The organism is Streptomyces sp. OZ13 (assembly GCF_052068155.1).
Lineage (GTDB): Bacteria > Actinomycetota > Actinomycetes > Streptomycetales > Streptomycetaceae > Streptomyces.
The window spans coordinates 195,383-220,727 of the sequence record NZ_JBQHCZ010000002.1 but is presented as its reverse complement, the minus strand read 5'-3'; the positions used below and the strand labels follow the sequence as shown (position 1 = coordinate 220,727).

At 69.9% G+C, this 25,345-nt stretch carries 22 protein-coding genes and 1 pseudogene; 11 read left to right on the top strand and 12 right to left on the bottom strand.

From position 1 onward, the window contains the following. Positions 1 to 93: 93 nt before the first annotated feature. The 6 genes from ACTMTU_RS04620 to ACTMTU_RS04595 form a co-directional block, all read right to left on the bottom strand. Complete coding sequence (locus ACTMTU_RS04620; protein WP_441262147.1) at positions 94 to 1,017, bottom strand: PfkB family carbohydrate kinase; 924 nt, start codon at positions 1,015 to 1,017, stop codon at positions 94 to 96. After that, entirely contained in the window at positions 1,014 to 2,003 is a 990-nt protein-coding gene (locus tag ACTMTU_RS04615; protein WP_441262146.1) for a zinc-dependent alcohol dehydrogenase family protein, read from the bottom strand. Before ACTMTU_RS04615 ends, ACTMTU_RS04620 begins: the two co-directional genes overlap by 4 nt. Continuing rightward, the gene (locus ACTMTU_RS04610) at positions 2,000 to 2,875 is read right to left on the bottom strand and encodes a carbohydrate ABC transporter permease (RefSeq protein WP_441262145.1); all 876 of its coding nucleotides are present in this window, start codon (positions 2,873 to 2,875) and stop codon (positions 2,000 to 2,002) included. The genes ACTMTU_RS04615 and ACTMTU_RS04610 overlap by 4 nt, the downstream gene beginning before the upstream one ends. Beyond that, positions 2,872 to 3,864, bottom strand: a complete 993-nt coding sequence (locus ACTMTU_RS04605; protein ID WP_441262144.1) for a carbohydrate ABC transporter permease — start codon at positions 3,862 to 3,864, stop codon at positions 2,872 to 2,874. Before ACTMTU_RS04605 ends, ACTMTU_RS04610 begins: the two co-directional genes overlap by 4 nt. Then, the gene (locus ACTMTU_RS04600) at positions 3,861 to 5,216 is read right to left on the bottom strand and encodes an ABC transporter substrate-binding protein (RefSeq protein WP_441262143.1); all 1,356 of its coding nucleotides are present in this window, start codon (positions 5,214 to 5,216) and stop codon (positions 3,861 to 3,863) included. The genes ACTMTU_RS04605 and ACTMTU_RS04600 overlap by 4 nt, the downstream gene beginning before the upstream one ends. A gap of 143 nt (positions 5,217 to 5,359) precedes the next feature. Then, complete coding sequence (locus tag ACTMTU_RS04595; protein ID WP_441262142.1) at positions 5,360 to 6,121, bottom strand: DeoR/GlpR family DNA-binding transcription regulator; 762 nt, start codon at positions 6,119 to 6,121, stop codon at positions 5,360 to 5,362. A gap of 363 nt (positions 6,122 to 6,484) precedes the next feature. On the opposite strand from ACTMTU_RS04595, the gene gndA reads away from it, so the two are divergent. Further along, positions 6,485 to 7,927, top strand: coding sequence for an NADP-dependent phosphogluconate dehydrogenase (gene gndA / locus ACTMTU_RS04590; RefSeq protein WP_441262141.1), 1,443 nt, complete (start codon positions 6,485 to 6,487; stop codon positions 7,925 to 7,927). A gap of 403 nt (positions 7,928 to 8,330) precedes the next feature. On the opposite strand, the gene ACTMTU_RS04585 is transcribed toward gndA, so the two are convergent. The 3 genes from ACTMTU_RS04585 to panD all read right to left on the bottom strand — a co-directional run bounded on the left by ACTMTU_RS04585 (position 8,331) and on the right by panD (position 10,455). Continuing rightward, on the bottom strand, positions 8,331 to 8,978 hold the full coding sequence (locus ACTMTU_RS04585; RefSeq protein ID WP_441262140.1) for an aspartate/glutamate racemase family protein: 648 nt from the start codon (positions 8,976 to 8,978) through the stop codon (positions 8,331 to 8,333). 51 nt (positions 8,979 to 9,029) lie between these two features. Further along, on the bottom strand, positions 9,030 to 9,860 hold the full coding sequence (locus ACTMTU_RS04580; protein WP_441262139.1) for an MBL fold metallo-hydrolase: 831 nt from the start codon (positions 9,858 to 9,860) through the stop codon (positions 9,030 to 9,032). Positions 9,861 to 10,032: 172 nt separating this feature from the next. After that, on the bottom strand, positions 10,033 to 10,455 hold the full coding sequence (gene panD / locus ACTMTU_RS04575) for an aspartate 1-decarboxylase (protein ID WP_441262138.1): 423 nt from the start codon (positions 10,453 to 10,455) through the stop codon (positions 10,033 to 10,035). A gap of 462 nt (positions 10,456 to 10,917) precedes the next feature. Here panD and ACTMTU_RS04570 point away from each other — a divergent pair, with 462 nt between their 5' ends. From ACTMTU_RS04570 to ACTMTU_RS04560, 3 genes are all read left to right on the top strand, one after another. Next, on the top strand, positions 10,918 to 11,133 hold the full coding sequence (locus ACTMTU_RS04570; RefSeq protein ID WP_441262137.1) for a hypothetical protein: 216 nt from the start codon (positions 10,918 to 10,920) through the stop codon (positions 11,131 to 11,133). Positions 11,134 to 11,273: 140 nt separating this feature from the next. After that, a complete protein-coding gene (locus tag ACTMTU_RS04565; protein ID WP_441262136.1) occupies positions 11,274 to 11,426 on the top strand; it encodes a hypothetical protein in 153 nt (50 codons plus the stop codon). Positions 11,427 to 11,497: 71 nt separating this feature from the next. Beyond that, positions 11,498 to 11,746: a hypothetical protein gene (locus ACTMTU_RS04560; protein ID WP_441262135.1), complete on the top strand. Its 249-nt coding sequence runs from the start codon at positions 11,498 to 11,500 to the stop codon at positions 11,744 to 11,746. A 58-nt stretch (positions 11,747 to 11,804) separates the two neighbouring features. On the opposite strand, the gene ACTMTU_RS04555 is transcribed toward ACTMTU_RS04560, so the two are convergent. Next, on the bottom strand, positions 11,805 to 13,868 hold the full coding sequence (locus tag ACTMTU_RS04555; RefSeq protein WP_441262134.1) for a SpoIIE family protein phosphatase: 2,064 nt from the start codon (positions 13,866 to 13,868) through the stop codon (positions 11,805 to 11,807). A 545-nt stretch (positions 13,869 to 14,413) separates the two neighbouring features. On the opposite strand from ACTMTU_RS04555, the gene ACTMTU_RS04550 reads away from it, so the two are divergent. Beyond that, positions 14,414 to 17,080 (top strand): SpoIIE family protein phosphatase, encoded by a 2,667-nt coding sequence (locus tag ACTMTU_RS04550; RefSeq protein WP_441262133.1) that lies wholly within the window; start codon positions 14,414 to 14,416, stop codon positions 17,078 to 17,080. A 122-nt stretch (positions 17,081 to 17,202) separates the two neighbouring features. After that, a complete protein-coding gene (locus ACTMTU_RS04545; protein ID WP_441262132.1) occupies positions 17,203 to 18,345 on the top strand; it encodes an extracellular solute-binding protein in 1,143 nt (380 codons plus the stop codon). 413 nt (positions 18,346 to 18,758) lie between these two features. Here ACTMTU_RS04545 and ACTMTU_RS04540 read toward each other — a convergent pair whose 3' ends face one another. Next, positions 18,759 to 19,667, bottom strand: coding sequence for an IS5 family transposase (locus tag ACTMTU_RS04540; RefSeq protein ID WP_441262587.1), 909 nt, complete (start codon positions 19,665 to 19,667; stop codon positions 18,759 to 18,761). A gap of 346 nt (positions 19,668 to 20,013) precedes the next feature. Between ACTMTU_RS04540 and ACTMTU_RS04535 the strand changes: the two genes are divergently transcribed. Continuing rightward, a protein-coding gene (locus ACTMTU_RS04535) for an IS630 family transposase (protein ID WP_441262131.1) occupies positions 20,014 to 21,086 on the top strand; the annotation gives its coding sequence in 2 pieces (ribosomal slippage) (positions 20,014 to 20,473 and positions 20,473 to 21,086; 1,074 coding nt in all). Between the two features lie 786 nt (positions 21,087 to 21,872). Continuing rightward, on the top strand, positions 21,873 to 22,355 hold the full coding sequence (locus ACTMTU_RS04530) for a hypothetical protein (RefSeq protein ID WP_441262130.1): 483 nt from the start codon (positions 21,873 to 21,875) through the stop codon (positions 22,353 to 22,355). 254 nt (positions 22,356 to 22,609) lie between these two features. Here ACTMTU_RS04530 and ACTMTU_RS04525 read toward each other — a convergent pair whose 3' ends face one another. Next, positions 22,610 to 22,849, bottom strand: coding sequence for a hypothetical protein (locus ACTMTU_RS04525; protein WP_441262129.1), 240 nt, complete (start codon positions 22,847 to 22,849; stop codon positions 22,610 to 22,612). A gap of 281 nt (positions 22,850 to 23,130) precedes the next feature. Here ACTMTU_RS04525 and ACTMTU_RS04520 point away from each other — a divergent pair, with 281 nt between their 5' ends. The 3 genes and pseudogenes from ACTMTU_RS04520 (at position 23,131) to ACTMTU_RS04510 (ending at position 25,170) form a co-directional block, all read left to right on the top strand. Then, a complete protein-coding gene (locus tag ACTMTU_RS04520; protein WP_441262128.1) occupies positions 23,131 to 23,376 on the top strand; it encodes a hypothetical protein in 246 nt (81 codons plus the stop codon). 206 nt (positions 23,377 to 23,582) lie between these two features. Continuing rightward, a pseudogene (locus ACTMTU_RS04515) lies at positions 23,583 to 23,870 on the top strand (extracellular solute-binding protein); the annotation flags it as partial. A gap of 31 nt (positions 23,871 to 23,901) precedes the next feature. After that, complete coding sequence (locus tag ACTMTU_RS04510) at positions 23,902 to 25,170, top strand: MFS transporter (protein WP_441262127.1); 1,269 nt, start codon at positions 23,902 to 23,904, stop codon at positions 25,168 to 25,170. Positions 25,171 to 25,345: the final 175 nt, after the last annotated feature.

Here is a 25,345-nt window from a genome sequence, read left to right as displayed (position 1 = left end):
CGCAACATACCCCGGCGGTGTCGCTGCTCCACGGACAGGGGCGCACCCCCACCGGCCGGCTGTGACACCGGCCGGTGGGGGTGCGCCGGCGCGTCAGCGCGACAGCCGCACCGGCATCCGGACCGGCACCACCGGCTCCGTGCCGGCCTGCGCGCAGACCGACGCCGCGACCTCGGAGGCGTGGCCGAGCATCGCCTCGGCCCGGTCGGCCGGCAGGTCGAGCCGCCAGGCCCGAGCGGCGAGCCACGCGAGCAGGCCGGCCATGAACGCATCCCCCGCGCCGATGGTGTTGACGACGTCGACGGGTACGGCGGGGACGGCGGCCACGGCCCCGGCCGCCGTGTACGCGGTGCTGCCCCGTGCGCCGCGGGTCATGACCACGAGCCGGCCGCCGCGTGCGAGTGCACGGCAGCTCACGTCGGGTTCGCGGCCGGGCCACAGCAGGGCGAGGTCTTCGTCGCTGGCCTTGACGACGTGGGCGGCAGCGCACAGTTCGCGCAGCGGGCCGAGGCCGGGGCCGTTCTCGAGGGTGCGGTCCTCGCGCACGTTGGGGTCGACGGCGAGCAGGCTGTCTCTGGCCGCTGCGCGTGCTGTCGCCGCGACGGTGGACGCGGCCGGTTCGACGACGGCCGCGAGCCCGCCGACGTATACGGCGCCGTAGCGTGGTACGTCGGCCGTGCGGTCGGGCAGCTGGAAGGTGGCCGTACGGTCGGTGTGGAAGTGGTACGCGGTGCCCTCGGGTCCGGGGTCGGCCACGGCGAGCGTGGTCGGCAGCGGTGAGCGCCCGCACAGGGAGAGGTCGACGCCCGCGCGGGTGAGCCGGTGTTCGATGCTCCGCGCGAAGGCGTCGCCGCCGAGGGTCCCGGCGAAGGAGGCCGGTGTGCCGAGCCGGGCGAGGCCGACGGCGACGTTGGCGGGCGCGCCGCCGGGCTGTGCGCGCAGGAGCCCGGGGTCCGCCGGCTCGGGTACGAGGTCGATCAGCGCCTCCCCCAGGACCAGTACGCCGTCCCGGCTCACGGCTCGACCACGATCTTGCGGCCCCGGCCCGCGCCGAAGCGCTCGATGGCCTGTGGGTATTCCTCGAGCGGCAGCCGGTCGCTGATGAAGACCGACGGGTCGAGGACGCCGGTGGCGAAGAGCGCCGCGGCTCGCTCGTAGCTGTGCAGGACGGCCATGGAGCCGGTGATGGTGATCTCCTGGTTGTAGATGCGGTAGGGCTCGATGACCGCGGTCGTCGCGTAGTCGGCCACCCCGAACTGGAGGAAGGTGCCGCCCTTGGCGACGAGTCCGAGGCCGTCCTGGATGGCTTTGGCGTTGCCGGTGGCGTCGACGACGACGTCCCAGCCGTGGGGGCGGTCGAGTTCGTCGGCGGAGGCGGCGGTGCGGGAGCAGCCGAGGAGCCCGGCGGTGGCGAGCCGGTCGGGGTTGACGTCGAGGATGTCGACGGAGGCCGCACCGGTGCGTTTGGCGAGCTCGAGCATCATCAGGCCCATGGTGCCGGAGCCGTAGATGAGCACGTCGGCGCCGAGGGTGCCGCTGAGCACGTCGTAGCCGCGTACGGCGCAGGACAGCGGCTCGATGAGGGCGGCGTCCTTGACGTCGATGTGGCCGGGCAGTTTGACGCAGTTGGCGACGGGGGCGACGGCGTACTGGGCGGCGCCGCCGGGGACGGTGACGCCGATGGCGGCCCACCGGTCGCAGAGGTTGCCGCGGCCGCTTCGGCAGTAACGGCATTCGTGGCAGTGCAGGGACGGGTCGACGGCGACGAGGTCGCCGACGGCGAGTTCGGTGACGTCCTTGCCGGTGCCGACGACCTCGCCGGCGAATTCGTGGCCGGGGACGATCGGCAGGGTGGGCGCGAACTCCCCCTGGAGGATGTGCAGATCGGTGCCGCACAGTCCGCAGGACGCCACGGCGACGACGACGTCTCGCGGTCCGGGGGTCGGGTCGGGGACGGTCGTGACGACGACCTTGCCGGGGGCTTCGACGATCGCTGCCCTCATTTGACGGCTCCAAGGGAGAGGCCCTGGACGAGTTTGTCCTGGGCGGCGTAGCCGGCGGCGAGCACCGGCAGGGACACGACAACGGACGCGGCGCACAGCTGGGCGAGGAAGAGGCCCTGGCTGGTGACGAATCCGGTCAGGTACACGGGCGCGGTCTGGGCGACGACGCCGGTGAGCACCCGTGCGAACAGCAGCTCGTTCCAGCTGAAGATGAAGCAGATGAGTGCGGTGGCCGCGATGCCGGGACCGGCGACGGGGGCGACGACCCTGGCGAGCACGGTGGGCAGCCGGGCGCCGTCGACCTGTGCGGCCTCGATGATGGAGACGGGTACGTCCGAGAGGAACGACTGCATCATCCACACCGCGATCGGCAGGTTCATCGAGGTGTAGAGGACGACGAGGAGCCAGACGTTGTCGAGCATCCCGGTGTTCTTCGCGAACAGGTAGACGGGCAGCAGGCCGGCGACGACGGGCAGCATCTTCGTGGACAGGAAGAAGAACATCACGTCGGTCCACTTGCGCACCCGGCGGATGGAGAGCGCGTACGCGGCGGGCAGGGCGAGCACCAGGACGAGGACCGTCGAGAAGACGGACGCGGACAGCGAGTTGATCAGCGGCGGCCACGGGGTGGGGCCGCCCGCGCCGCCGAAGAACTCGCGGTAGCCGTCGAGGGTGAGGGAGGCGGCGAGGGAGGGCGGGTTGGTGGCTGCGTCGGCCTCCGAGTGGAAGGAGGTGAGCAGCATCCACAGGGCAGGCAGGCAGAAGCTGATTCCCGCTGCCCAGGCCAGCAGGCCGAGGGCGGCGGAGCGGCACCGTGCCTTGCGGGCGGCGGGCGGCAGTTGGTGCCGCGGCGGGTGGGTGGCGGTGGTCATGCTCGGGTCGCCTCCTCACGGAAGAGGGACGAGACCACCCGGAGTGCGAAGGTCGCGACCACGATGGTGCCGATCACGACGACGACTCCCGCGGCGGACGCCAGTCCGTATTCGTGGGCCTGGTAGAAGGTCTGGTAGACGGTGTAAGGCAGGTTGGCGGTGCCGAGGCCGCCCGAGGTGATGGTGAAGACGGCGTCGAAGTTCTGCACGATGTACACCGAGCCGAGCAGGATGCCCAGTTCGAGGTAGCGGCGCAGGTGCGGCAGGGTCAGATAGCGGAACATCTGCCAGTTCCCCGCTCCGTCCAGCCGGGCGGCCTCCATCATCTCGGCGGGCCTGCTCTGCAGTCCGGCCAGGAGGATCAGCATCATGAACGGTGTCCACTGCCACACGAGGGCCGCCTCGACCGCGAGGAGCGGCATCTCGGAGATCCAGTCGGGCTGGGCGGGCGAGTCGATGCCGAGCAGCCCGGCGGCCCAGCTGAGGGCGCCGTTGAACAGCCCGTACTCGGGGTTGTAGAGCGCGTGTTTCCACAGCAGCGCGGCCGAGACGGGGACCAGCAGGAACGGGGTGATGAGCAGGGTGCGCACCAGGCCGCGACCGAGGAAGGCACGGTCGAGGAGCAGCGCGAGCACCAGTCCGAGCACGACGCTCGCGACGACGACGCACGCCGTGAGCAGTACGGTCGTGAGGACCGATTCACGCAGGGCAGGGTCGGTGAACACGGAGGCGTAGTTCGACAGGCCGCTGAAGGCGCGTTCCTCGGGATCGAGGGAGTTCCAGTCGAAGAGGGAGATCACCAGCGTTGCCACGAAGGGCAGTTGGGTGACGGCGACGAGGAAGACCAGCGCGGGCAGCAGCGGTGCGCGGGTCGCCCAGGCACGCATGCGGTCGCTGCGGGCGGCGGCCTTTCGAGGTACGTGCGGCGACGGCTGGGCGGGCGCGGTGTGCGCGGGTGGGTTCGGCGGTGTGCTGAGGGATGTACTCACCGGTACTCCTTGGCGACCTTCTCGGCCAGTGACTGCGAGGCCTTGAGGGCCTGCGCGACGGACTGGCGGCCGGCTATGGCCGCGCTGATCTCCTGGGAGACCTTCGTCCCGAGGTCGGTGAACTCGGGGATGCCGACGAACTGGATGCCTGTCGTGGGGCGGGGCTGCGTGCCGGGGTTGCGCGGGTCGGCGCCGGCGATGGCTTCCTTGGTCACATCGGCGAACGCGGCGGCCTCCTTCCGGTACCGAGGGTGGTCGTAGGTGGACGCCCGCTTCCCGGCGGGAACGTTCGCCCAGCCGCTCGTGTCGCCGACCAGGGCCTCGTACTCCTTGCCGGAGGCCCAGGAGATGAACTCCCATGCCTTGTCCGGCTTCTTGGAGGCCTTCTGCATGCCCCACGCCCAGGTGTAGAGCCAGCCGGAGCTGTCGGTCTTCTCCACCGGCGCCGGTACGTAGCCGATCTTGCCCTTCACCGGTGAACCGGAGGCCTCGAGCGATCCGGCGCCCGCCGTGGCGTCGTACCACATGGCGGTCTTCCCCTGGGTCATGTTGTTGAGGCACTCGGCGTAGCCCGACTGGGCGGCGCCGGACTGCCCGTGCTCGCGCACGAGGTCGACGTAGAACCGGGTGGCCTTCTTGAACTCGGGCGAGTCCAGCCGTGCCTGCCAGTCCTTGGTGAACCAGGTCCCGCCCATGGTGTTGACGACGGTGGTGAGCGGGGCGACGACCTCGCCCCAGCCGGGAAGTCCGCGCAGGCAGATGCCCTTCATGCCCTTCTGCGCGCCGTCGGCCTTCGCGGCCAGGGCGGCGACCTGCTGCCAGGTGGGGCGCGCCGGCATCGTCAGGCCCTTCGCGGCGAAGACGTCCTTGCGGTACATGAGGAAGGAGGACTCGCCGTAGAAGGGTTCGGCGTAGAGCGTGCCGTCGTGGGTGAGCGACTGGGCGACCGGTTCGAGGATGTCGTCCTGGTCGAAGGCGGTGTCGGCGCGGGTGTATTCGTCGAGCGGGTGCAGCCAGCCGTTCTCGGCGAAGAAAGGGACCTCGAAGTTACTGATGGAGGCGATGTCGTACTGGCCGGCCTGGTTGGAGAAGTCCTGGCTGATCTTGTCCCTGACATCGTTCTCCGGCAGGACCGTGAAGTTGACCTTGATGCCGGTCTCCTTCGTGAAGTGCCGGGCGGTCAGCTTCTGCAGTTCGACCATCTGCGGGTTGTTGACCATGAGCACGTTGAGCGCGTCGCCGCCCCCGAAGGAGGTGCCGCCCGCGCCGGCGCATCCGGCGAGGAGGGCCATGGCCGCCGCGCCCGCGCCCGCACGCACACGGATCCCATGTCGTCGTCGTTGGTGGGGCATCTGTTCTCCTGATCGCTGGTAGCGGCTCTGGTTCCGTCGTGCCGTGGCATGCCGGACCTGCCCGTGGCCCGGTGCGGCGGCGACGGAAGTGGATGTGGTGCGCGGTGACCCGGGTCCGGTGCGGATCCAGGTGCCGGGACGGGTCAAACGCGGATGACCTGCGGCCCCATCAGCGAGTAGCGCTGCGCCTCGGCGGACGGGAGTCCGGCGTCGGTGACGACGGTCTCGAAGTCGCCGACCTCGGCGAACCGGCAGAAGCTGACGGCGCCGAACTTGGTGTGCACGCCGGTGAAGATCCGGCGGCGTGCGCTGCGCATGGCCTGCGCCTTGACCTCGCTCACGGCCGGGTCGGGGGTGGTCAGTCCGTATTCGCGGGAGATGCCGTTCGCGCCGACGTACGCCAGGTCGATGACGAAGCCGGCGAGCATCCTGGTGGCCCAGTGGTCGACCGTGGCGAGGGTCCCGCCGCGTACCCGCCCGCCGAGGAGCAGCACCGCGGTCTGCTCGGCGTCCGCGAGGACGGTCGCCACGGCGAGGGACGCGGTGACCACCGTCAACGGCCGGTCACGGGGCAGTGCCTCGGCGACGAGCTGCGGGGTGAAGCCCTCGTCGACGAAGACGGTCTCGGCATCGCCGAGGAGATCGGCCGCGGCGGCCGCGATCCGCGACTTCTGCGGCACATGGCGGGTGGTGCGGGTCGCGAGCGTCGTCTCGAAGCCGGCGCTCTCGACGGGATAGGCCCCGCCGTGGGTGCGGCGCACGAGGCCGTGCTCCTCCAGGGTGTGGAGGTCGCGGCGGATGGTCTCCTTGGCCACCCGGAACCGGTCGGCCAGCCGGTTGACGTCGACCGACCCGTCACGCCGGGCCGTGTCGAGAATTCCCCGTCGGCGTTCCTCGGTGTCCACGGCACACATCCCTGCTCATGTGGTGCTGACGCTCTGCTGCTTGTCCGGGCGCGGCGTCCGTCCGGGCCCGTGTGTCGTTTGTACAAGCAATCGAGGCCGCTCGACCAGCGTCTCCACGGCGCACGCTGTGCCCGTTCCTGCCCGTTTTCCGAAACGCGTCCCGGCTGGTCGGGCGGGTGCGGCGGTCCGAAGCGGAGCCGGGCGCCGCCCGCTTGGGGCGCCACGGTGCCCGAACGGCGCCCGCGGGCCCACAATGATCGCGTGCGGAAGCCTCCGCACGGCTCGAGGATCGATGAATGGCCCGCCGTGTCCCTGCGTATGCGTAGGGGCGGCATATTCCTACGGATCTCCAGGAGCACACGCATGAGTGGAACAGCTCAGATCGGCGTCACGGGTCTCGCGGTGATGGGCCGCAACCTTGCTCGTAACTTCGCCCGCAACGGCTTCACGGTGGCCGTGCACAACCGTACGGTCGCCAGGACGCGCGCACTGGTGGAGGAGTTCGGGGGCGAGGGGACGTTCGTCGCCGCCGAGTCGCCGGAGGAGTTCGTCGCCGCGCTGGAGCGGCCGCGCCGTCTGGTCATCATGGTCAAGGCCGGTGAGGCCACGGACGCGGTGATCGAGGAGTTCGCGCCGCTGCTGGAGGAGGGCGACGTCATCATCGACGGCGGCAACGCCCACTTCGCCGACACCAGGCGCCGCGAGAAGGAGTTGCGGGAGCGCGGCATCCACTTCGTGGGCGTCGGGATCTCCGGCGGCGAGGAGGGCGCCCTGCACGGGCCGAGCATCATGCCGGGCGGCTCGGCCGAGTCGTACGCCTCGCTCGGTCCGCTGCTGGAGAGGATCGCGGCGAAGGCCCCCGACGGCACACCGTGCGTCACGCACGTCGGGCCGGACGGCGCCGGCCATTTCGTGAAGATGGTGCACAACGGCATCGAGTACGCCGACATGCAGCTCATCGCGGAGGCCTACCACCTGCTGCGTACGGTCGCGGGCTACTCCCCCGCGCAGATCGCGCAGACCTTCCGCACCTGGAACACCGGGCGGCTGGACTCGTATCTGATCGAGATCACGGCGGAGGTGCTGGCGCACACGGACGCGGCCACGGACAAGCCGTTCGTCGACGTCGTCATGGACCGGGCGGAGCAGAAGGGCACCGGCCGCTGGACGGTGCAGATCGCACTCGACCTGGGCGTGCCCGTCTCCGGCATCGCCGAGGCCGTCTTCGCGCGTTCGCTGTCGGGTCACGCGGATCTGCGGGAGGTGTCGCGTTCGCTCCCCGGCCCTCGGCCGCAGCCCCTCGACGCCGAGGAGGCGGGCCGTTTCGCCGACCGTGTGGAGCAGGCGCTGTACGCGTCCAAGATCGTTTCGTACACGCAGGGCTTCCACCAGGTGCAAGCCGGGAGCGAGGCGTACGGCTGGGACGTCGACGCCGGCTCGGTCGCCGCGATCTGGCGTGCCGGCTGCATCATCAGGGCCGCGTTCCTCGACCGTATCCGCGGGGCGTACGACGAGCAGCGGGACCTGCCGAGCCTGCTCGCCGACAAGCAGTTCGCCGAGGAGATCGGCGCGGCCCAGGACGACTGGCGGGACGTCGTCGCGACGGCCGCCCGGCAGGGCGTGCCGACACCGGGCTTCGCCGCCGCGCTGGCCTACTACGACGCGCTGCGCGCGGAGCGGCTGCCCGCCGCGCTCACCCAGGGCCAGCGGGACTTCTTCGGCGCGCACACCTACCGGCGGACCGACCGGGAGGGGTCGTTCCACACCCTCTGGGGCGGTGACCGCTCGGAGGTGGCGGCCGACTGACACACGCCCGGAGCCGCCCCCCGAACGGGGAGGGCGGCTCCGGGCGGTTCTGTCAGACGCCGGCCGGTCCCGGCTCCGGTTCCGGGTCGGGAACGGGTTGCGGGCCGGGTCCCGGCGGCTGCGGGATCGGATCCGGCGGCGGCACCGGCGGCGGGCTCGGAGTGGGCACAGGACCCGGCATCGGACCCGGGTCCGGCGGCGGCCCGGGGTCGGGCGTGGGCACCGGGGGTGCGGGGACGGGGTTCGGGTGCGTCATGCCGGCCTCCCGGGGGACGTCATGGATCTTCCGGTTCCGCGGGAGCGATCCGCGTGAGGGATCGTTTCGTTCCGCGGTCCCGTACCGCGTTCCCGTTCCGGCGCGATCCAGTCACGCTGAGACGTCCGCGGGTCGGGCGCGATCCAGTCACGCTGAGGCGTCCGCGGGTCGGGCGTCGGCCGCGGCGGCGGCCGCGCGGAAGCCCGTCCCGGGGCTGGAGAGGACGGGCACCGCGCTGCTCGTGCGGCCGGCGGCGCCCGCCATCGAGGCCTGGGCGAGCACGATGACGTCGGCGTCGCGCACATCGTCGAGGGCCCCGGCCACGGCGTCCAGGTAGCCGTCGTGGTCCCCAGCCTCGAAACGCTCCCATGCGCCCTCGACGAGCCGCGTGCTCAGGTCGATGTCACGCCCGGCGGCTTCTTCCCTGATGAGGGCGTCCGTCGGTGCCAGGGTGCTGCGCACCGCCGCGACCACGACGATCCGCCGGTGCCGGGCCGCGGCGGCGGCCATCGGGCGGTCCACCCGGAGTACCGGGACGCCGAGGCGTGGCGCGCAGGCCTCCGCGACCCGGCCGATCGTCGAGCAGGTGCACAGCACCGCGGTGGCGCCTTCGGCGACCGCCCCGGCGAGGACCGCGTCCACCGCGGCGGCGACGGCTTGCGGGCCTTCGGCCATCGCGCGGGCGAGCAGGTCGGCGTGGACGAGGTGCCGTAGTTCCAGGGACGGGTGGTCGCTGTCCCTCAGCGCGTCGAAGACGGGTATGTGGACGGGGGATGTGTGCAGCAGCGCCAGCATGATCGCGATGCTAGCGCCGTCACACGCCGCCGCTGACCACGGTGGACGGCCTCAGCCGGGCACGACCGGGGCCGACGGGGTCCCCTCCGGCTCGAACGAGGCCAGCATCTGCTCGAGCGCGGCCTGGTCCGGCCCGACGAAGGGGTCGGCGCCCGGGGCCCGGGAGATGGTGTCGATCATCCGCGGTGCGATGCCCACGGCCGGGGGCAGATGTGTGCTGAGGACCGCCTCCGGCGCCATCTCGCGCAACGGCTGGACGCCGGCCAGGTACTTGGCGGTGTCGACGTTGTGGATCCACGGGCTGTCCACGGTGGCCCAGAGCAGCTGCCCGTCGCGCAGCTCGTCGTCCGTGGCGTCGCCGGCATGGTCGGAGGTCGCCAGCTCCGCGGTCGGCATCGGGGCGCCGAAGCAGTCGGAGCTGAAGCAGGCGCGCGACGTGTCGTCGTAGAACCCGGTGGTCGCCGGGTTGTCGAACAGCGGCGGCCGGAACGCCCTGAGTGTTCGGTCGCCGACGTCGAGGCTCTGGCCGGGGTTGAGGAGATACACGCGGTCCAACGGGAGCGGGCGCTCCGTCGACATGATGCCGACGGAGATGAAAGTGGTGACGAGACGCGCGCGCGGTGCGGCGTCCAGCAGCGCGAACAGCCCTCCGGTGTGATCACGGTCGGGATGCGTCAGCCAGATCCACCGGACGTCCCCGGGATCGACGACCGCGGCGAGCGCGCCGAGGAAGTCGCGGTCCGGCAACCCGACGCCGGTGTCGACGACGACGGGCTCCGCCGCGTGGAGCACGAAGGCGTTGACGGCGAGGTAGCCGATGCCGGGTACTTCGAGGCAGTCGTTGATGACGCTGATGTCCTGACCGACCTTGTGAACAGTCATGGCGGTCTCCGAAACCCCCGCTTCACAGGGGCGGCGCCGCGGTCCTGCGCCGCGAAGCCCGCAGGAGGCACCGCGGTCACCGCCCGCCCCACGCTGCACGCGTGCCCACCGCCGGGCCGGAACACTTCTGCTCCCAGTCTGCTCCCCGGCGGCAGGCTTCGCCCGCGCGCCCTCAGAGGGCGGAAGCCGCCTGGGGACTGCGCGAGGTGTCGCTGCCGGGGACCGGCTCGGAGGCGTCGGAGCCCAGCGCCACGATCCGGTTGTCCGCGTCGACGTGCACGACGCTGGGCACCAGGGTGCGGGCCTCGGCGTCCTCGACCTGGGCATAGCTGATGAGGATCACCAGGTCTCCGGGCTGCACCAGGTGCGCGGCGGCACCGTTGATCCCGATCACACCGGAGCCGCGCTGCCCCTCGATGACATAGGTCTCCAGGCGCGCGCCGTTGGTGATGTCGACGATGTGGACCAGCTCGCCCGGCAGCAGGTCGGCGGCGTCCATGAGATCGCGGTCGACGGTCACGGACCCGACGTAGTGCAGGTCGGCCTGGGTGACAGTGGCTCGGTGGATCTTGGACTTGAACATTGTCCGAAACATGAAGAAACTCCCGAAATATCTGCTCCCTGCCTGCTTCGCGCAGGTCAAGGGCGGTCTCCGGACCCTATAACGATTCGCATGTTCGGTCAGCTTTCTCCAGGTGTTTCAGGGCTCACACTGACCCGTTGCTGACTTTTCTGACGCACCATCAGGCCAGGTCGGACCATCCTGAACATCCGGTGGTGAGTGATTCCCGTCCGGTTCAATGAATGCCGTGACACATGCCTTGGGCTTCACCAAAGAAGACCTGCGCGGGCTCGCCAGGGCGCGCTCCTTCGAGCGGGGGCTCGGCTATCTGTCCGCGGTGTCCCGGCTGGAGATCGAGGACGCGGCGATCACCGCGACCATGGACGGAAGCGACGCCTACGAGGTCGAGCTGACCGAGGACGAGGACGGCGGGCTCGCCGGCTGGTGCGACTGCCCGTACGGGCGGGAGGGCAATTTCTACAAGCACTGTGTGGCGTGGGCCTGGCTGTCCTGGGGCAGGCCGAATCCGTGCCTCGACAGCGGTCGGCCGCCGCGTCGCGTACCCGGCTGCTGGACGCCTGGCTGGAGTTCCGTACCCGCGAGGAACTGCTCGCCCTGGTACGGGAACAGCTTGCAGGCGACCGTGACCTGCGCCGCCGCCTCGAGCTGCGTGCGGCCGCCGCCGGGGAGGACACCGGGAGCGCATCCTGAGCCTCCTCGAATCCCGTCCCTTCGCCCGCTACGGATACGTCGAGTACGCCGACGCCCGCGCATACGGGCAGCAGGCGGCGGAGGCGGTCACCGCCCTGCGGGCGCTGACGGAGAGCGGCCGGGCGGCCGACGCGGTGGAGATGGCCCGCGAGGCCCTGCGGGCTCCGAGGCCCACCTGGAGGGCCTGCCTGACCGCCCGGCCCGATCCGGTGGAGACCGCCGAGTGGCTCGTGAGCCACCTGCTGGACGACGCCAACGACGCCACGGACACGGATCTGTTCGACTACCGGTAGGTGCTGGGTGAGCCGGGCATGGCCCGGGCGCGCGAATTGGTGGTGGCCGCCTGGCGGGCCAACCCCAAGGGATGGGCGGAGAAGTTCCCGAGTCCGCCTGGGGACCGGACGAGGAACTGGCCAGCTTCGTCTGCGAACGGTACGCGCGGGCCGGCCACCCGGCCGACGTGGTCACAGTCCGCCGTGACCTACTGCGGGCCCGCCTCTCGCTGGCCGCCTACCAGCAGGTGCGTACGGCGGCCCGTGCGGCCGGCGGCTCGGTGCTGGTCGACGCGCACGAGGGTGTCGCGCTGGTTGACGAGCCAGGCTCGCTGTCCTGAACGGAGCTGCACACGAGCTATGCAGCGGCTGCCAAGACACACCAGACTCGACGCCTCCTCAATGGGCGCGGCGGACGCGGGCGAGGACCAGAACCGCGTCGTCGGCCGGCGGGGCGGGCAGCAGGCTCGCGAGGATGCGGTCCGCCATTGCTTCCAACGGGCCTGGGGCCCTGCCCAGTTCGGCGCGCAATGCCTTCAGGCCGACCTCGAGGTCCGCGCCTCGTGTCTCGATGAGGCCGTCGGTATACAGGGCGAGACTCGCGTTCCCGGGGAGTTCGATCTCGATCGTCCGGAAAGGACAGCCGCCGACACCGAGAGGGACTCCCAGGACGTCGTCGATGGTCTCCACTGTGCCGTCCGGCCGGAGTACCAACGGCGGGGGGTGGCCGGCGCTGGCGATGCGGGCTCCTCCGCTCTTCGGGTCGTAGACGATGTACAGGCACGTCGCCAGCTCGATGCCGGCCTCCTGGGCGCATGCGTCGAGCTCGGCGAGGAGGTCGTCAGGCTCGCTGTCGTGCCTGGCCAGAGCCTTGGTGGTGATACGAAGGCGGCCCATGGCGGCGGCGGCCGACACACCGTGGCCCATCACGTCGCCCACCACTAGAACGACTCGGCCGTCGGGCAGGCTGATCACGTCGTACCAGTCGCCGCCGACCTCGGTGATCCGACTGCCGGGTACGTACCGGTGGGCCACGTCCACGTACGGGCTGGTCGCCAACGCGCTGGGCAGCAACGCCCGCTGCAGGGTGAGGGCGATGTCCTGGACGCGGCTGTACAGACGGGCGTTGTCCAGGCAGATCGCAGCCCGTGAGGCGAGCTCACTGGCCAGGCTGACATCGTCCCGGGTGAAGGCCCGCCGGCCCGTGGACCGGCCGAACATGGCGATTCCCTGGACCGTACCCCTGGCGATGAGCGGGGCAACGAGGACGCAGGCCAACCCGCTCTCGGCGAAGAGCCGTGCGCGTGACTCGATGAGGACGGTCCGGGCAAGGAACTCCTCGTTCACCACGGCGGAGATGGCGCGACCGGTCCTCAGCATGTCGTGGATGACGGAGCCGGGCGGATACCGCACCCTCTCTACCCCGCTCACGAGTTCGGTGGCCGGAGGGGGCAGGATCGTGCCGGAGGCGATTCTGCGGGTGAACAGCGGTCGCGCCGGGTCAAAGTCCTCTACCTCGTCCATCCGCTCCACGACCTCGACCACGGCGCCGTCGCAGAAGTCCGGCATTGAAGCGTCGACCAGCTCCTGGGCGGTGACGTTCACGTCCAGGGTGGTCCCGATGCGAGTGGAGGCCCCGTCCAGCAGAGCCAGCCGTCGACGGCTGGCGGTGGCTTCCAGGATGGCCTGTTCCCGGTCGGTCACGTCCAGCATCAGCCCGCCCACTCCGGGGCGCGAGCCGACCGCCTGGCTCAGGGGGAAGAAACTCACCGACCGCACCTGATCACGGTCCGGATGCCCCCGCGGACGCATGCCCACCAGGGTCCCCACGACCGGTGCTCCGCCCAGGGCGACGCCGCGGAGCATGCGCTGGTACTCGCCACCGTCGGACATGATCATGATTTCGTCCATGCGCCGCCCGAGGTGGGCCTCGATCGGCAGACCGTCCATGTCGGCGAGCGCCTGGTTGAGGTGGACGTACCGGAGGTCCTGGTCGAGCATGACCAGACCGATGGGGCACGTCTCGAAGAGCGCGTCGAGGAAGGCGAGGTTGGTCTTGACCCGATCGAGCTCGTCACTACGGCTCGCCAGGACCATCACCACCGAAGGTCCGCCGGATCCAGTCACGGAGAAGGCCCGGAAGCCGCAGTCGAAGACGGTGCGGTCACGATGCCGGGCCGGCAGCCGCCCCCTCCAGTAACCCTGGGTCCGGCCTCGCTCGGTCAGCCGGGCGCACGGATCGGGGGCGCCCCGGGGCCCGTCGGCGAAGAGAACGGCGCCGGGCTTCGAGAGGACGGCGGTGGCGTCATATCCGAAGAGGTCCCGCGCGCCGGGCCCCCAGTAACAGACGAGGTCCCCGTCATCGAGGCCGAAGACGGCCACGGGCACGTGCTCGAGCAGCGTCCCCGGCTCGGACCAGAACGGGCCGTGGGTCTCCTCGCCCCCGGGCCGAGCCGATGGCACGAGATGTCCCCTTCCACTCGCCGTTCCATCCATTATCCGGACACCATGGGCATTCCGCGGCGCGAAGTGCGCCGTGGCGAGGACTGAGCCGCGAGAAACGCCCCCGGCCGCCGGTGGCCGGCTCAGCGCAGCAGTGCGGTAGCGGCGGCCGGCACGTCGTTGAGCTCGTCCCGTCCACCCCTCCATTTTCCTGAATCAGCATGACTTCTTGCACGGCGTGTGGGCGTGGGATCCACATCAGCGCGGCGGCGGCCCGGATCCCGCTCGCGCCCCCACGCGCCGCGCCACACCCTCGCTCTACGGAGGGGGCCCGGATCGCTAGCTCGGCGACCGTCGCTCCCCGCTGCCGACGGCCCATAGAGGTTAGAAAATGGAGTATGAGCGAGCTACTTGGACACGTCCGACGTCGGCTGCTCGGCTCGACCACGAGCTCTTCCTCTCCCCCTCGGCGTCCCCGCTCAGGAAGCCACCAGGAGCGTCAGGAGCACGCGCAGCCCCCCAAGGGAAAGGCGCGGCGGCCGCAGCGTCTGTCCTCCCTTCTGAGCGTGCGCAGCGTGGCCGGCGAGGTGTTCCTCCTGCAGCTGGCCGTCGTGGTGCTGCTCGTCGCCGCCGCGGTGGTGGCGCTCGTGGTGCAGGCCGGGAGCGCCGGCACGGTGGACGCCCGGCACCGTACGCTCGCCGCCGCCGGAACGTTCGCGGAATCTCCGGGAATCGTCGCGGCCCTGCGCAGCCCGGATCCGAGCGCGGTGCTGCAGCCGAGCGCCGAGGCGGCCCGGAAGATCGCCGGGGTCGACGGCATCAACGTGTACACACTCTCCGGGGTCACCCTCGCCCACAGCGACCCGCGGCAGATCGGGAAGCACGTCGTCGGCCCCTTCTCCGAGGCGGCGGCCGGCAAGTCCTTCACCGAGACGTTCGAAGGGTCCCTGGGGCAGTCCGTGGTCTCGGTGGTCCCCGTCAAGGACTCCGACGGCCGCGTCATCGCCATCGTCTCCGCCCCGGTCACGGTCCAGAACGTCCAGAGCATGGTGAACCGGCAACTGCCGGTCGTCCTCGGCAGTGCAGCCGCGGTGCTCGCCCTGTCCGCGGGCGGAACCGCTCTGGTGAGCCGTCGGCTGCTGCGCCGGACCCATGGCCTGGGACCGGCCGAGATGACGAGGATGTACGAGCACCACGACGCGGTGCTGCACGCGGTGCGGGAGGGCGTGCTGATCGTCGGCGGCGGCGGACGGCTGCTGCTGGCCAATGACGAGGCGCGGCGGCTGCTGCGTCTGCCCGTGGACGCGGAAGGCCTCCCCGTCACGGACCTGGGTCTGGAGGAGGGGATTGCCGAGCCGATCGCCTCAGGCCGTTCCGCGACCGACGAGCTGCACATGGCAGCCGATCGGCTGCTGTCGGTGAACATCCGGCCCACCGCCCCCTACGGGCAGGCCGGGACCGTCGTCACGCTGCGGGACACCACCGAGCTGCGGGCACTCTCCGGCAGGGCCGAGGTGGCCCGCGAGCGGCTGAAGTTGCTCTACGACGCGGGGGTGCGGGTGGGAACGACGCTGAACGTCGAGCGCACTGCGGAGGAACTGGCGGAGGTGGCGGTCCCACGGTTCGCCGACGTGGTCACGGTCGACCTGCTGGACCCGGTGCTGCGCGGCGAGGAGCCGACCGAAGCGAGCACCGAGATGCGCCGCACCGCCGCCGTCGGCCTTCAGGGCGACCACCCGCTCTACCCCGTCGGCGAGCTGATCCGGTTCGTTCCCACCAGCCCCATGGCGGCCGGGCTGGCCGACGGCCGTGCGGTCCTGGAGGCGGACCTGCGCGCCACCCACCGCTGGCGGACCCAGGACCCGGCCAACGCCCTGCAGATCCTGGACCGCGGCATCCACTCCTTGATCGCCGTGCCCCTGCGGGCCCGGGGCGTGGTGCTGGGGATGGCCGGCTACTGGCGGGGGCAGGACTCCCCGCCGTTCGACGAGGAGGACGTGTCCTTCGCCGAGGAGCTGACCGCCCGGGCGGCACTGGCCGTCGACAATGCTCGCCGCTACACCCGCGAGCACACCATGGCCGTCACCCTGCAGCGCAGCCTGCTGCCCCGAGGCGTACCGGAGCAGTCCGCCGTCGAGGTCGCGCACCGCTATCTGGCTGCCCAGGCCGGTGTGGGTGGTGACTGGTTCGATGTCCTCCCGCTGCCCGGCACCCGGGTGGCCCTGGTGGTCGGCGACGTCGTCGGCCACGGTCTCCACGCAGCCGCCACCATGGGCCGTCTGCGCACCGCCGTGTACAACTTCTCCACCCTCGACCTGCCCCCGGACGAACTCCTGAGCCACCTGGACGAGCTGGTCGCCCACATCGACACCGACGAGCAGGAGTGGCAGGGGATCACCGGAGCCACCTGCCTGTGCGCCATCTACGATCCCGTCTCGGGGCAGGTGACGGCCGCCACCGCCGGGCATCCGGGCCCCGCTCTGGTCCGCCCCGACGGAACCGTGTCCTTCCCCGAGGTGCCGGTCTCCCCGCCGCTGGGCCTGGGCGAGGGCCTGCCCATGGAGACCATGACGGTCACCCTGCCCGAGGGCTCCCGGCTGGCACTCTTCACCGACGGGCTGATCGAGAGCCGCGACCGCGATCCGGACGCGGGCCTGGCAGCGCTGCGCGCCGCCCTGGCCGGGCCCGCCCGCACCCCGGAGGAAACCTGCACCGCGGTGATCGACGCGATGCTGCCCACCAGGCCCAGCGATGACGTCGCGCTGCTGGTGGCCCGCACCCGCCGACTGGACCCCGCGCGGATCGCCGAGTGGGACGTGCGGCCCGACCCTGCGGCGGTGTCCCCGGTGCGCAACGCCTGCGCCCGCCGACTGGCGGACTGGGGCCTGGAGGACATCGCCTTCACCACGGAACTCATCCTCAGCGAGCTGATAACCAACGCCATCCGCTACGGCACCGAGCCCATCCGGGTGAGGCTGCTGTACGACCGCAGCCTGATCTGCGAGGTCTCCGACGGGTCCAGCACCTCCCCGCACCTGCGCCGGGCCGAGGCCACCGACGAGGGCGGTCGCGGCCTGTTCCTCGTCGCGCAGTTCGCCGAACGCTGGGGCACCCGCTACACCGCCCGCGGCAAGATCATCTGGAGCGAGCAGGCCCTCCACGACGGGGCCGCACCGCCCGCGATGGATCTCGGGGAGGCGCTCCTGGCCGGGTGGGACGACGAGGGGTTCTGAGAACGCGCCGGTACGGCAGCCGCAGGGAAGACAGCGGACACCACCGTCTGGGACTGCGCTGCCGAGGCCGCCGAACGTACGCTGGCCTCGATCAGTACGCGACCGCCCGTTATGGAGCCTTTGTGCCCGCACCTCGTCTCCGGACAGCCTTCGTCGCCGCCTGCCTGGTCCTCGCGGCGCCCCTCGGCGCCTGCGGAGACAAGCCCACCACCGCGCCCAGAGCACCTGCGGTGGCCACCTCCGCCGCGGACGCCGGCGGCATGGCAGCACTGACCACAGCGGCGAAGAAAGAGGCCTCGCTCAACACGATCGCGCTCCCGAGCGACTGGGCCAACTACGGCGCACTGATCGACGGCTTCGAGAAGAAGTACGGGATCAAGGTCATGGTGGAGAACCCGGAAGGTACCAGCCAGGACGAGATCAACGCCCTGAAGGAGCACAGGGGCGGAGGCCGCGCCCCCGATGTGATCGACGTGGGGGGCTCGTTCGCGCAGTCCGCGGCACGGCAGGGCCTGCTCGCTCCGTACAAGGTCGCCGCGTACGACGAGATCCCCAAGGAACAGAAGGACGACCGGGCCCGCTGGTACAACAACTACGGCGGATACATCTCGATCGGCTGTGACGCCAAGCGCGTCAAGACCTGCCCCGCGACCTTCGCCGACCTGCGCAAGCCCGAGTACAAAGGCAAGGTCGCGCTCAACGGCAACCCCACCAAGTCCGGCTCCGCCTTCGCCGGGGTCTACGCGGCGGCCCTCGCGAACGGGGGTTCCTTCGACGACGTCCAGCCCGGCATCGACTTCTTCGCCGAGCTCAGCGAGAACGGCAACTTCATCCCGGTCGAATCCACCCCGGCCACGATCGCGAAGGGCCAGACCCCGATCAGCATCGACTGGGACTTCCTCAACCTCGGATACGCCGACGAATTCCGCGAGAATGGCACGGACGTCGACTGGCGGACCGCCATCCCCTTCGACGGCAGCTTCGCTCAGTACTACGCGAACGGGGTGAACAAAGATGCTCCGCACCCCGCGGCGGCACGTCTGTGGCAGGAGTACGTCTTCAGCCCGGAGGGCCAGAACCTCCGGCTCGGCGCCTATGCACGCCCCGTCCTCATGGACGCCATGGAGAAGCACGGCACCCTCGACAAGGCCGCCGCGGAGAAACTGCCGACGGTCGAGGGCACGCCGACGTTCCCGACGGAGGCGCAGAGGGAGAAGGCAAGAGAGACCGTCAACCGCGGCTGGGCCGAGGCCGTCTCGAGCTGAGGGCCAAGGGCGCTCCTGGCCAGGCGTGCGCCCGCCCGGACCGTGCGCGGGCAGTTGGTGAGGTGCGCGGGAACCCGGGGTCGCGATGCGGTCGACTCCCGGGCTCACGACTGTACGCATGCGGATCCTCCGCAGCGGGGTGACAACTATCAGTGATCAACCCACCACATTTCGTGGATCTTTACTAGAGCGCCGGACTGTCGACTACGCCCTGCTATTTGGCACTTCGTCGACGTTGAGAGCGGGGAACGAGTGCGTCACGATGTCCACTCCAGGCCAGAGGTTCCCCCTAACGGGTCGGGGTCGACAAGCCCGGCCGGCCCGGGGCACATCCGCCGCCCCCGGGACACGACAGAGGCCGCCGGGTTGCCCCCGACGGCCTCCGTACAGTGCCGAATCAGGCGGTGCGGCCCCTAGGACCTGTCTGACAAACGATCTTGGGTGGGTTCGCGGAGCCAGAGGATCAGTGAGGCGAGGTGGACTCCGGCTTTGTAGCGGGTGGCCAGTTTGTCGAAGCGGGTGGCGATCGCGCGGAACTGCTTGAGGCGGTTGAAGCAGCGCTCGACCATGTTGCGGGCCTTGTAGAGCTCGCGATCGAAGGCCGGCGGCCTGCCGCCGGTCTGTCCGCGCCACACACGGTTGGCCTTCTGATCCGCCCGCTCCGGGATCACCGCCCGGATACCCCTGCGCCGCAGGGACCGGCGGATCGCCCGGGACGAGTACGCCTTGTCCGCGATGACCGCGTCGGGCTTGCGGCGGGGCCGCCCGGAGCCGGCCCGAGGCACCCGCAAGGCGTCCATGACCTCGTCGAAGACGGTGGAGTCGTTGACGTTGCCGGGCGTGACGACGACGGCCAGGGGCAGGCCACGGCCGTCGCAGGCGAGATGGACCTTGGTGGTCAGCCCGCCGCGGGACCGGCCGAGCGCCTGGCCAGCCGTCGTGCGTGCCGGATCTTCCAGTTCGTCCCCCGTCGCCGCCCCTTTTTTACGGGCGCCGGCGGCGTGCTGGTGGGCTCGGTTGATCGTGGAGTCGACCGACACCGTCCACTCCACCGCCCCGACGGAGTCGTTCCGGACCTGGACCTGCTCGAGCAGGCGGGCCCAGGTTCCGTCCGTCTCCCAGCGGGCGAACCGCTCATAGGCCGTCTGCCACGGCCCATAGCGTTCCGGCAGGTCACGCCACGGAGCACCGGTCCGCAACCGCCACAACACCCCGTTGATGACCTGCCGGTGATCCCGCCACGGCCGACCTCGCCCATCAACACCCGGCAGCAGAGGCGCTCTCCGCTCCCATGCCGCATCCGTCAGCTCACCACGACCCACCACAAGATCAATTATCAGACAGGTCCTAGGTGAGCGGCCGCTGCCGCCCGCTACTCGACAACACCCTCCCAGGGGTCCCGGCCCGACTCCTTGATCCGAGTCGCCTCTCGGCGCGTCAGGAACAGTGGCGCGGAGACCCCCCACATGGCTGTTGCAGAAATCGGGTTCCTCGCAAACTCGGCCCGGAAGATGCGGACGAGGAATTCCACCATTCCGCAGTCGTAGCGCTTCCAGGCGTCGTCCAGTCGTTTGTACACGACCACAGGCCATTCGTCCGGACCGTCCTCTGTGCCTGAGGTTGAAAGGGTGGGGTGACAACGGGCGTTGGCGGTGCTACATCGTCGTCATGAGGTACGCGGATGGCGGCGGCTTGACCGCTGCGGGGCGGGCGAAGCGTGAATCGGTGCGCTTCGAGGCCGCGGAAATGTTCGAGCAGGGGGTGCGGCCGCCGGAGGTGGCCCGCAGGTTACGGGTGTCGCGGAAGTCTGCATACGCCTGGCACGCCGCCTGGCGGGAGGGCGGCAGAGCGGCCCTGGCGTCCAAGGGGGCCGGCGGCTTTCCGTGCCGGCTCGGCGATGCCCAGGCGGAGCGGCTGCAGGTGGAGCTGGAGGCCGGACCGGCGGCGCACGGCTGGACGGAGGACCAGCGGTGGACCTTGGCCAGAGTGGCCGAGCTGATCCACAGACTCTTCGGGTACCGGTTCACCCCGCGCGGGGTGTCCTACCTGCTGCACCGGCTGGGCTGGTCACCGCAAGTTCCCACGCACCGGGCCGTCGAGCGAGACGAACAGGCCGTCGCCGCCTGGCGGACGGAGCAGTGGTCACGGGTAAGAGGACCGCGCAGCTCCTGGGAGCGTGGATCGTCTTCGAGGACGAGGCCGGGCAGGACCTGAAACCCGGCAAGGGCCGCACGTGGTCGAGACGCGGACGGACGCCGGTGGCCAAGGTGACGGGCAAGGGCTCCGGCCGGGTCCTGAAGGCCGGGATGATCTGCGTCAGACCGGGCCGCGAAACCAGGCTGATCTACCGGACGCAGACCTACCGGGGCCGTACGGGCGAGAAGAAGGGCTTCCGGGCCCGCGAGTTCGCCGAACTCCTCACTGATGCCCACCGGCAACTCGGTGCTCCGCTGATCGTGGTGTGGGACAACGCCAGCACCCACCACGCCAAGCCCTTGCGGGAGTTCTGCGACCGCAACCGTGACTGGCTGACCATCGTCAAGCTCCCGCCCTACGCGCCCGACCTCAATCCCGTCGAAGGCGTATGGGCCCATCGGAAGAAGTCCCTGGCCAACCTCACACCCCGCACGGTCGAAGACCTCACCCCACTCGTGAAGAACCGCTTGCGCGGCATCCAACGCCGCCCCGAGGTCCTCAGCGGCTTCATAGCCGAGACCGGACTGGGACTGGAGCCCTCGTAATCCCGTCACCCCACCCTTTCAGCCTCAGGGGCAACGGGTCGGCCTAGAACAACCGCACGACCCCATCCCACGAGCGAGCTGTCGAGCCACGTATCAAGCCTCCGAGCAGGGTGCTAGCGGCGCAGGAGGCCCATGCTGCGGGTTCAGGTCAGCAAGCCGGACACCGGCCGGCCTCATGCTGACCGTTTGCTGACCTGCAGGCGGCAATCAGGGCTCTGACCTGCGGAAACATCCAGACGCTAGATCTTGGACTTGAACATTGTACGCATCATCGAGGCACTCCTGGATCTAGGCTCCCTGCCTGCGTTTTTGCAGGTCAAGGGCGGTTTCCTTACCCTATAACGAGTCGCGTGTCCGGGCAGCAGTCCCAGGTTTTTCAGGACTCACGCTGCCCACACGCCGACTTCTCTGACGCATCGTCAGGCGACTGCAGGAGGGCTTCGCCCGCTCTCCCGGACTCGCCGCGACGACGGCACAAGCCTACGCAGCACCTTCCAAAAGGCGTCCGTGATCACCGTCACTCCGACGGTCTGGACGGCAGTCACGAACGAAGGTGGTCGACCGGGAGTGGGCCGCGCACCGCCATGGATCGACTGCCCGAAGCCGCCCCTTCTGCTCCGCTTCTGGGGAAGCAGCACCCATGGTCGAACAAGGGAGTTGAGCGGCCGAAGCAGCGGGCAATACAGCCGCGGATCGCCGGTTGGCCAAACCGGCGATCGTCATCCGCGACAGGAACACACCCAAGGTCCTCTACAGGAGGGCACGCTGGCTGGAGGCGGTGCAGGCATGGCGGGTGGAATTCTCCTGCTCACAGGCATGGTCGCCGCCCCGGCGGCAGCGCTGGCCGCCGCCGGCTTCTACGTCTTGAGGCAGCGCCGCAACAAGAAGGAGGAGGAGGAGGAGCGTCTCCGCACCGAGGTCGAAGCTGCGGAGGCGGCTCTGGATCAGTCACAGCAAGGCTTCGACACGATGATCGACGTACTACATCGCGCCACGGCCATCATGGAATACGTCAGCGTCCACGGCACCCACGCCCTTGAGAAGTGGATGGTAAGCCTGCCGCCGGAGCCCCGGAACTGGGAATCGCTTGGGCATGAGAGGCAGGAACGGTACCAGCAGTTCCTGACCGTGGCGGGATGCCTCCTCGCCGTGAGCAGCATCAACGTCAGTGCTCTCCTCACGGCTAAGCCCGACGCTTTGCGCGAGATGGACCAGGCCATCGACGAGACGCTGCGGTACGCGGACAAGACCATCAAGTCGATCGTCTGAGTCCCGAAGTCGTTGCCACGCGCAGACGTGGACTCGCGGTCGTCGACACAGCGGCTGCCGGAGAACCCGGCAGCCCGAAGAACGTGCCGCCGGGCGTCAAGGGAGTCGAGGGCAGGGGCTACGTCGACAGTTTCCACGGCGATGACGCCGGCCCCGGCACGCTCACGTCCCCGGCGTTCTCCGTGACCAGCCCGTACGCCAACTCAAGGTGGGCGGCGGCCGGCCCCTGGATGGGGGAAGGAACTGGTCCTTCTTCACCGCCTTGGTGAACAGGTGGTCGAGAGGAAGCAGAGCTCCTTCTGCGAAAGCGGGAAGCCAATCGCGTCGAGGGCCGCGACATCGAAGCTCACGGCTCCCGAACTGAATTCGCCGAGCAGCCGGTTGAACAGTCCGTCGTAGGGGAGCTCGACCAAGGTCACCGAGGTGCCGGTCTTCTTCTTGGACAGCTCGGCGATCTTTCGCAGTTCCTGCTTGCCACCGGCTTCGCACAGCACGCGCAGTGAGGACCGGCGGAACCGGTGCTGACAGCCCCGGAGGGACGGCCCGAAAGAACGGTGGCGGCCTGCGTACCCACCCATTCCACCCGACGGGGGTGCTGGCCGCCCGCCGTTGCGGGCAGTGGTTCTACGGGTGGCCGCCCCGCTGCCATACGGCGGTCACCACGGGCCCTTCGCGCAACGGAGGCGACCGTCCGCACCGGCCGCTGGGTCAGCCGGATCTTTCCGTCGACCGTGGCCAGCGCCATCTCGCGGGGGATACTCTGCGCGCGGAGGGGATGCGGTTGCCGTATTGCCAGTTGTTCATCCAGCCGATCATGTGGCGACTGCCTTCCGGCGCGCAGGTGAAGGGACGGTATCTCGGCATGCCGGCCTGGACCAACTCCAAGATCCTGTTCTACCGGAGGGATCTGTTCGAGGACGCCAAGGAGCAGGCGGCCTTCGAGAAGAAGTACGGCTATCCGCTCGCCCCGCCGACGAGTTGGGGCCAGTTCTCCGACGCCGCGTGCGTTCTTCACCCGTGACACCCAGGGTAAGAAGGCCCTCTACGGCACCGATGTGAAGGGGGCGGTCGAGACCGAGTGGCTCGCCCACGTCCTGCAGGCAGGTTCGCCCGGCGTGGTCCTTGACGACCAGGGCAAGGTGATCATCGACAACCAGCAGCACGTGGACGCTCTCCGTTTCTGCAGCGACCTCAACAACCGGGCCGAGGTCAGCGCCCGACGCGAAGCAACTCGACTGGGGTGGCGCGCAGAACCTGTTCAATCAGGGCAAGACCGCGATGACGCGGTTCTGGGCACACGCCTTCCCGCTGGTCCCGAAGGACTCGCCGGTCCACGGCAAGGTGGGCGCTGCCCCGGTGATCGCCGGCCACGCGGGCATCGCCGGCATACCGGGCCCGTGGTATCTGTCCGTATCGAAGGCCACCAAGAAGGCCGACTTGGCAGCGGAGTTCGCCCAACATCCTGCGCAAAGTATCAACTGGAGGTTCCGGTCGGCGGCGGAGGCCCAACACTAATGATCACCGGAGTCACCAGGGAGCCCGCAGCATGACCGGCACCACGGAGGCCCTTAGCGGGTCGGCTGCAGTCGACAATGAAGCACGAAGTGTCACGCGCCCGTTCTACGTATACGCCGTGCTCGCCAACACGCTGTTCCAGCGCGGTGTATTCGTCCTCTTCCTTCAGCAACGAGGCTTCTCCGCCGCGGAAGTGGCCCTACTCCAGACACTGCTCTACCTGGTCAGCGGACTTGCGGAGTTGCCCACGGGAGTCATCGCCGACCGGATCGGCAGGCGTGCCAGCATCGTGATCGGCCAGATGCTGATAGCTGGATGTCTGCTCGGCCAGGGGACGTTCTCCCACTACTGGGTGTTCCTGGCGCTGTTCATCGGGCAGGGCGTGGGCATGGCATGTGTGTCCGGCTCGGACACGGCCCTGCTGTACGACCTGCTCGTGCGTCGTGGTGCAACGGCCAGCTACGTCAAGATCAAGTCCCGGTTCACCATGCTCGGGACGGTCACCTCGGGAGCCGCCATCGTCCTCGGCGGCCAACTGCAGCAGATCTCCTGGGGAGTCGTCTACGTCGGTTCGGCGGCGTGCCTCGCCCTGGCTGTGGTGGTGCTGATGTCACGGGTGCCCGAGATCCGCGGCGCGGACGCGGTGGACGAGCAGGACGGAGCCGAGGAGCACGGCGACGCCACCGCATGGCGGGCGATGCTTCGGGTCGCCACGCCGGCTCTCGTGACGCTTGTCGTGGTGTCCGGATTGATGCATGCGACGTTGACGCCGTACATCATCTTTACGCAGAAGACCCTCTCCGATCAGGGAGCGGGCACGGCATGGGTCAGCGTGGTCATTTCGGCGGGATTCTTCGTCGGCGGGCTCACTCCGCTGCTGTCGGACCGCGCGGACCGGCGCATCGGGTATCGGGTCATCGTCCCGGTGTCTCTCCTGACGCTCGCCGCGGCCCTCGGCCTGAGCGGCCTCGGCCTTGTCTGGGTCACCATCGCCGCATGGCTGGTCCTGGTCGGAATTCCCGAGATCACCACCGTGATCGTGGACAACGTGTTCAACGAGGCCGTGCCGTCACGCCACCGGGCGAGCCTGCTGTCGATGATCGCATTCGTGGAGTCGGCGCTCATCGGCATCGGCTATCTCGCCCTCGGCGCACTCATGGACGGACTGGGCTCCAGTGCGGGCATGGCCACCTACGCCGCGGTCCCTCTGCTGGCATGTCTCCTGTGGCTCCCGGTGCTCTTCCGAGGGGCACGGGTGACCACGGAGATCGAGAAACCCGCCGATCAAGAGGCATCCTGAACAGACCATCTCGAGCAACGCCCTGCCCGATGGCAGGGGCGTTGCTCGTTGAGATGTCGCTCCCAGTCGGCGACGGAGCAGACGGTCACCGCGGACCACGCCCTCAGGGCGTGCAGATCTTCAGATCGTGGCTTTTCGCACGGTGGTTCGTTCGTCCGTATGAGTGGGCCGGAAG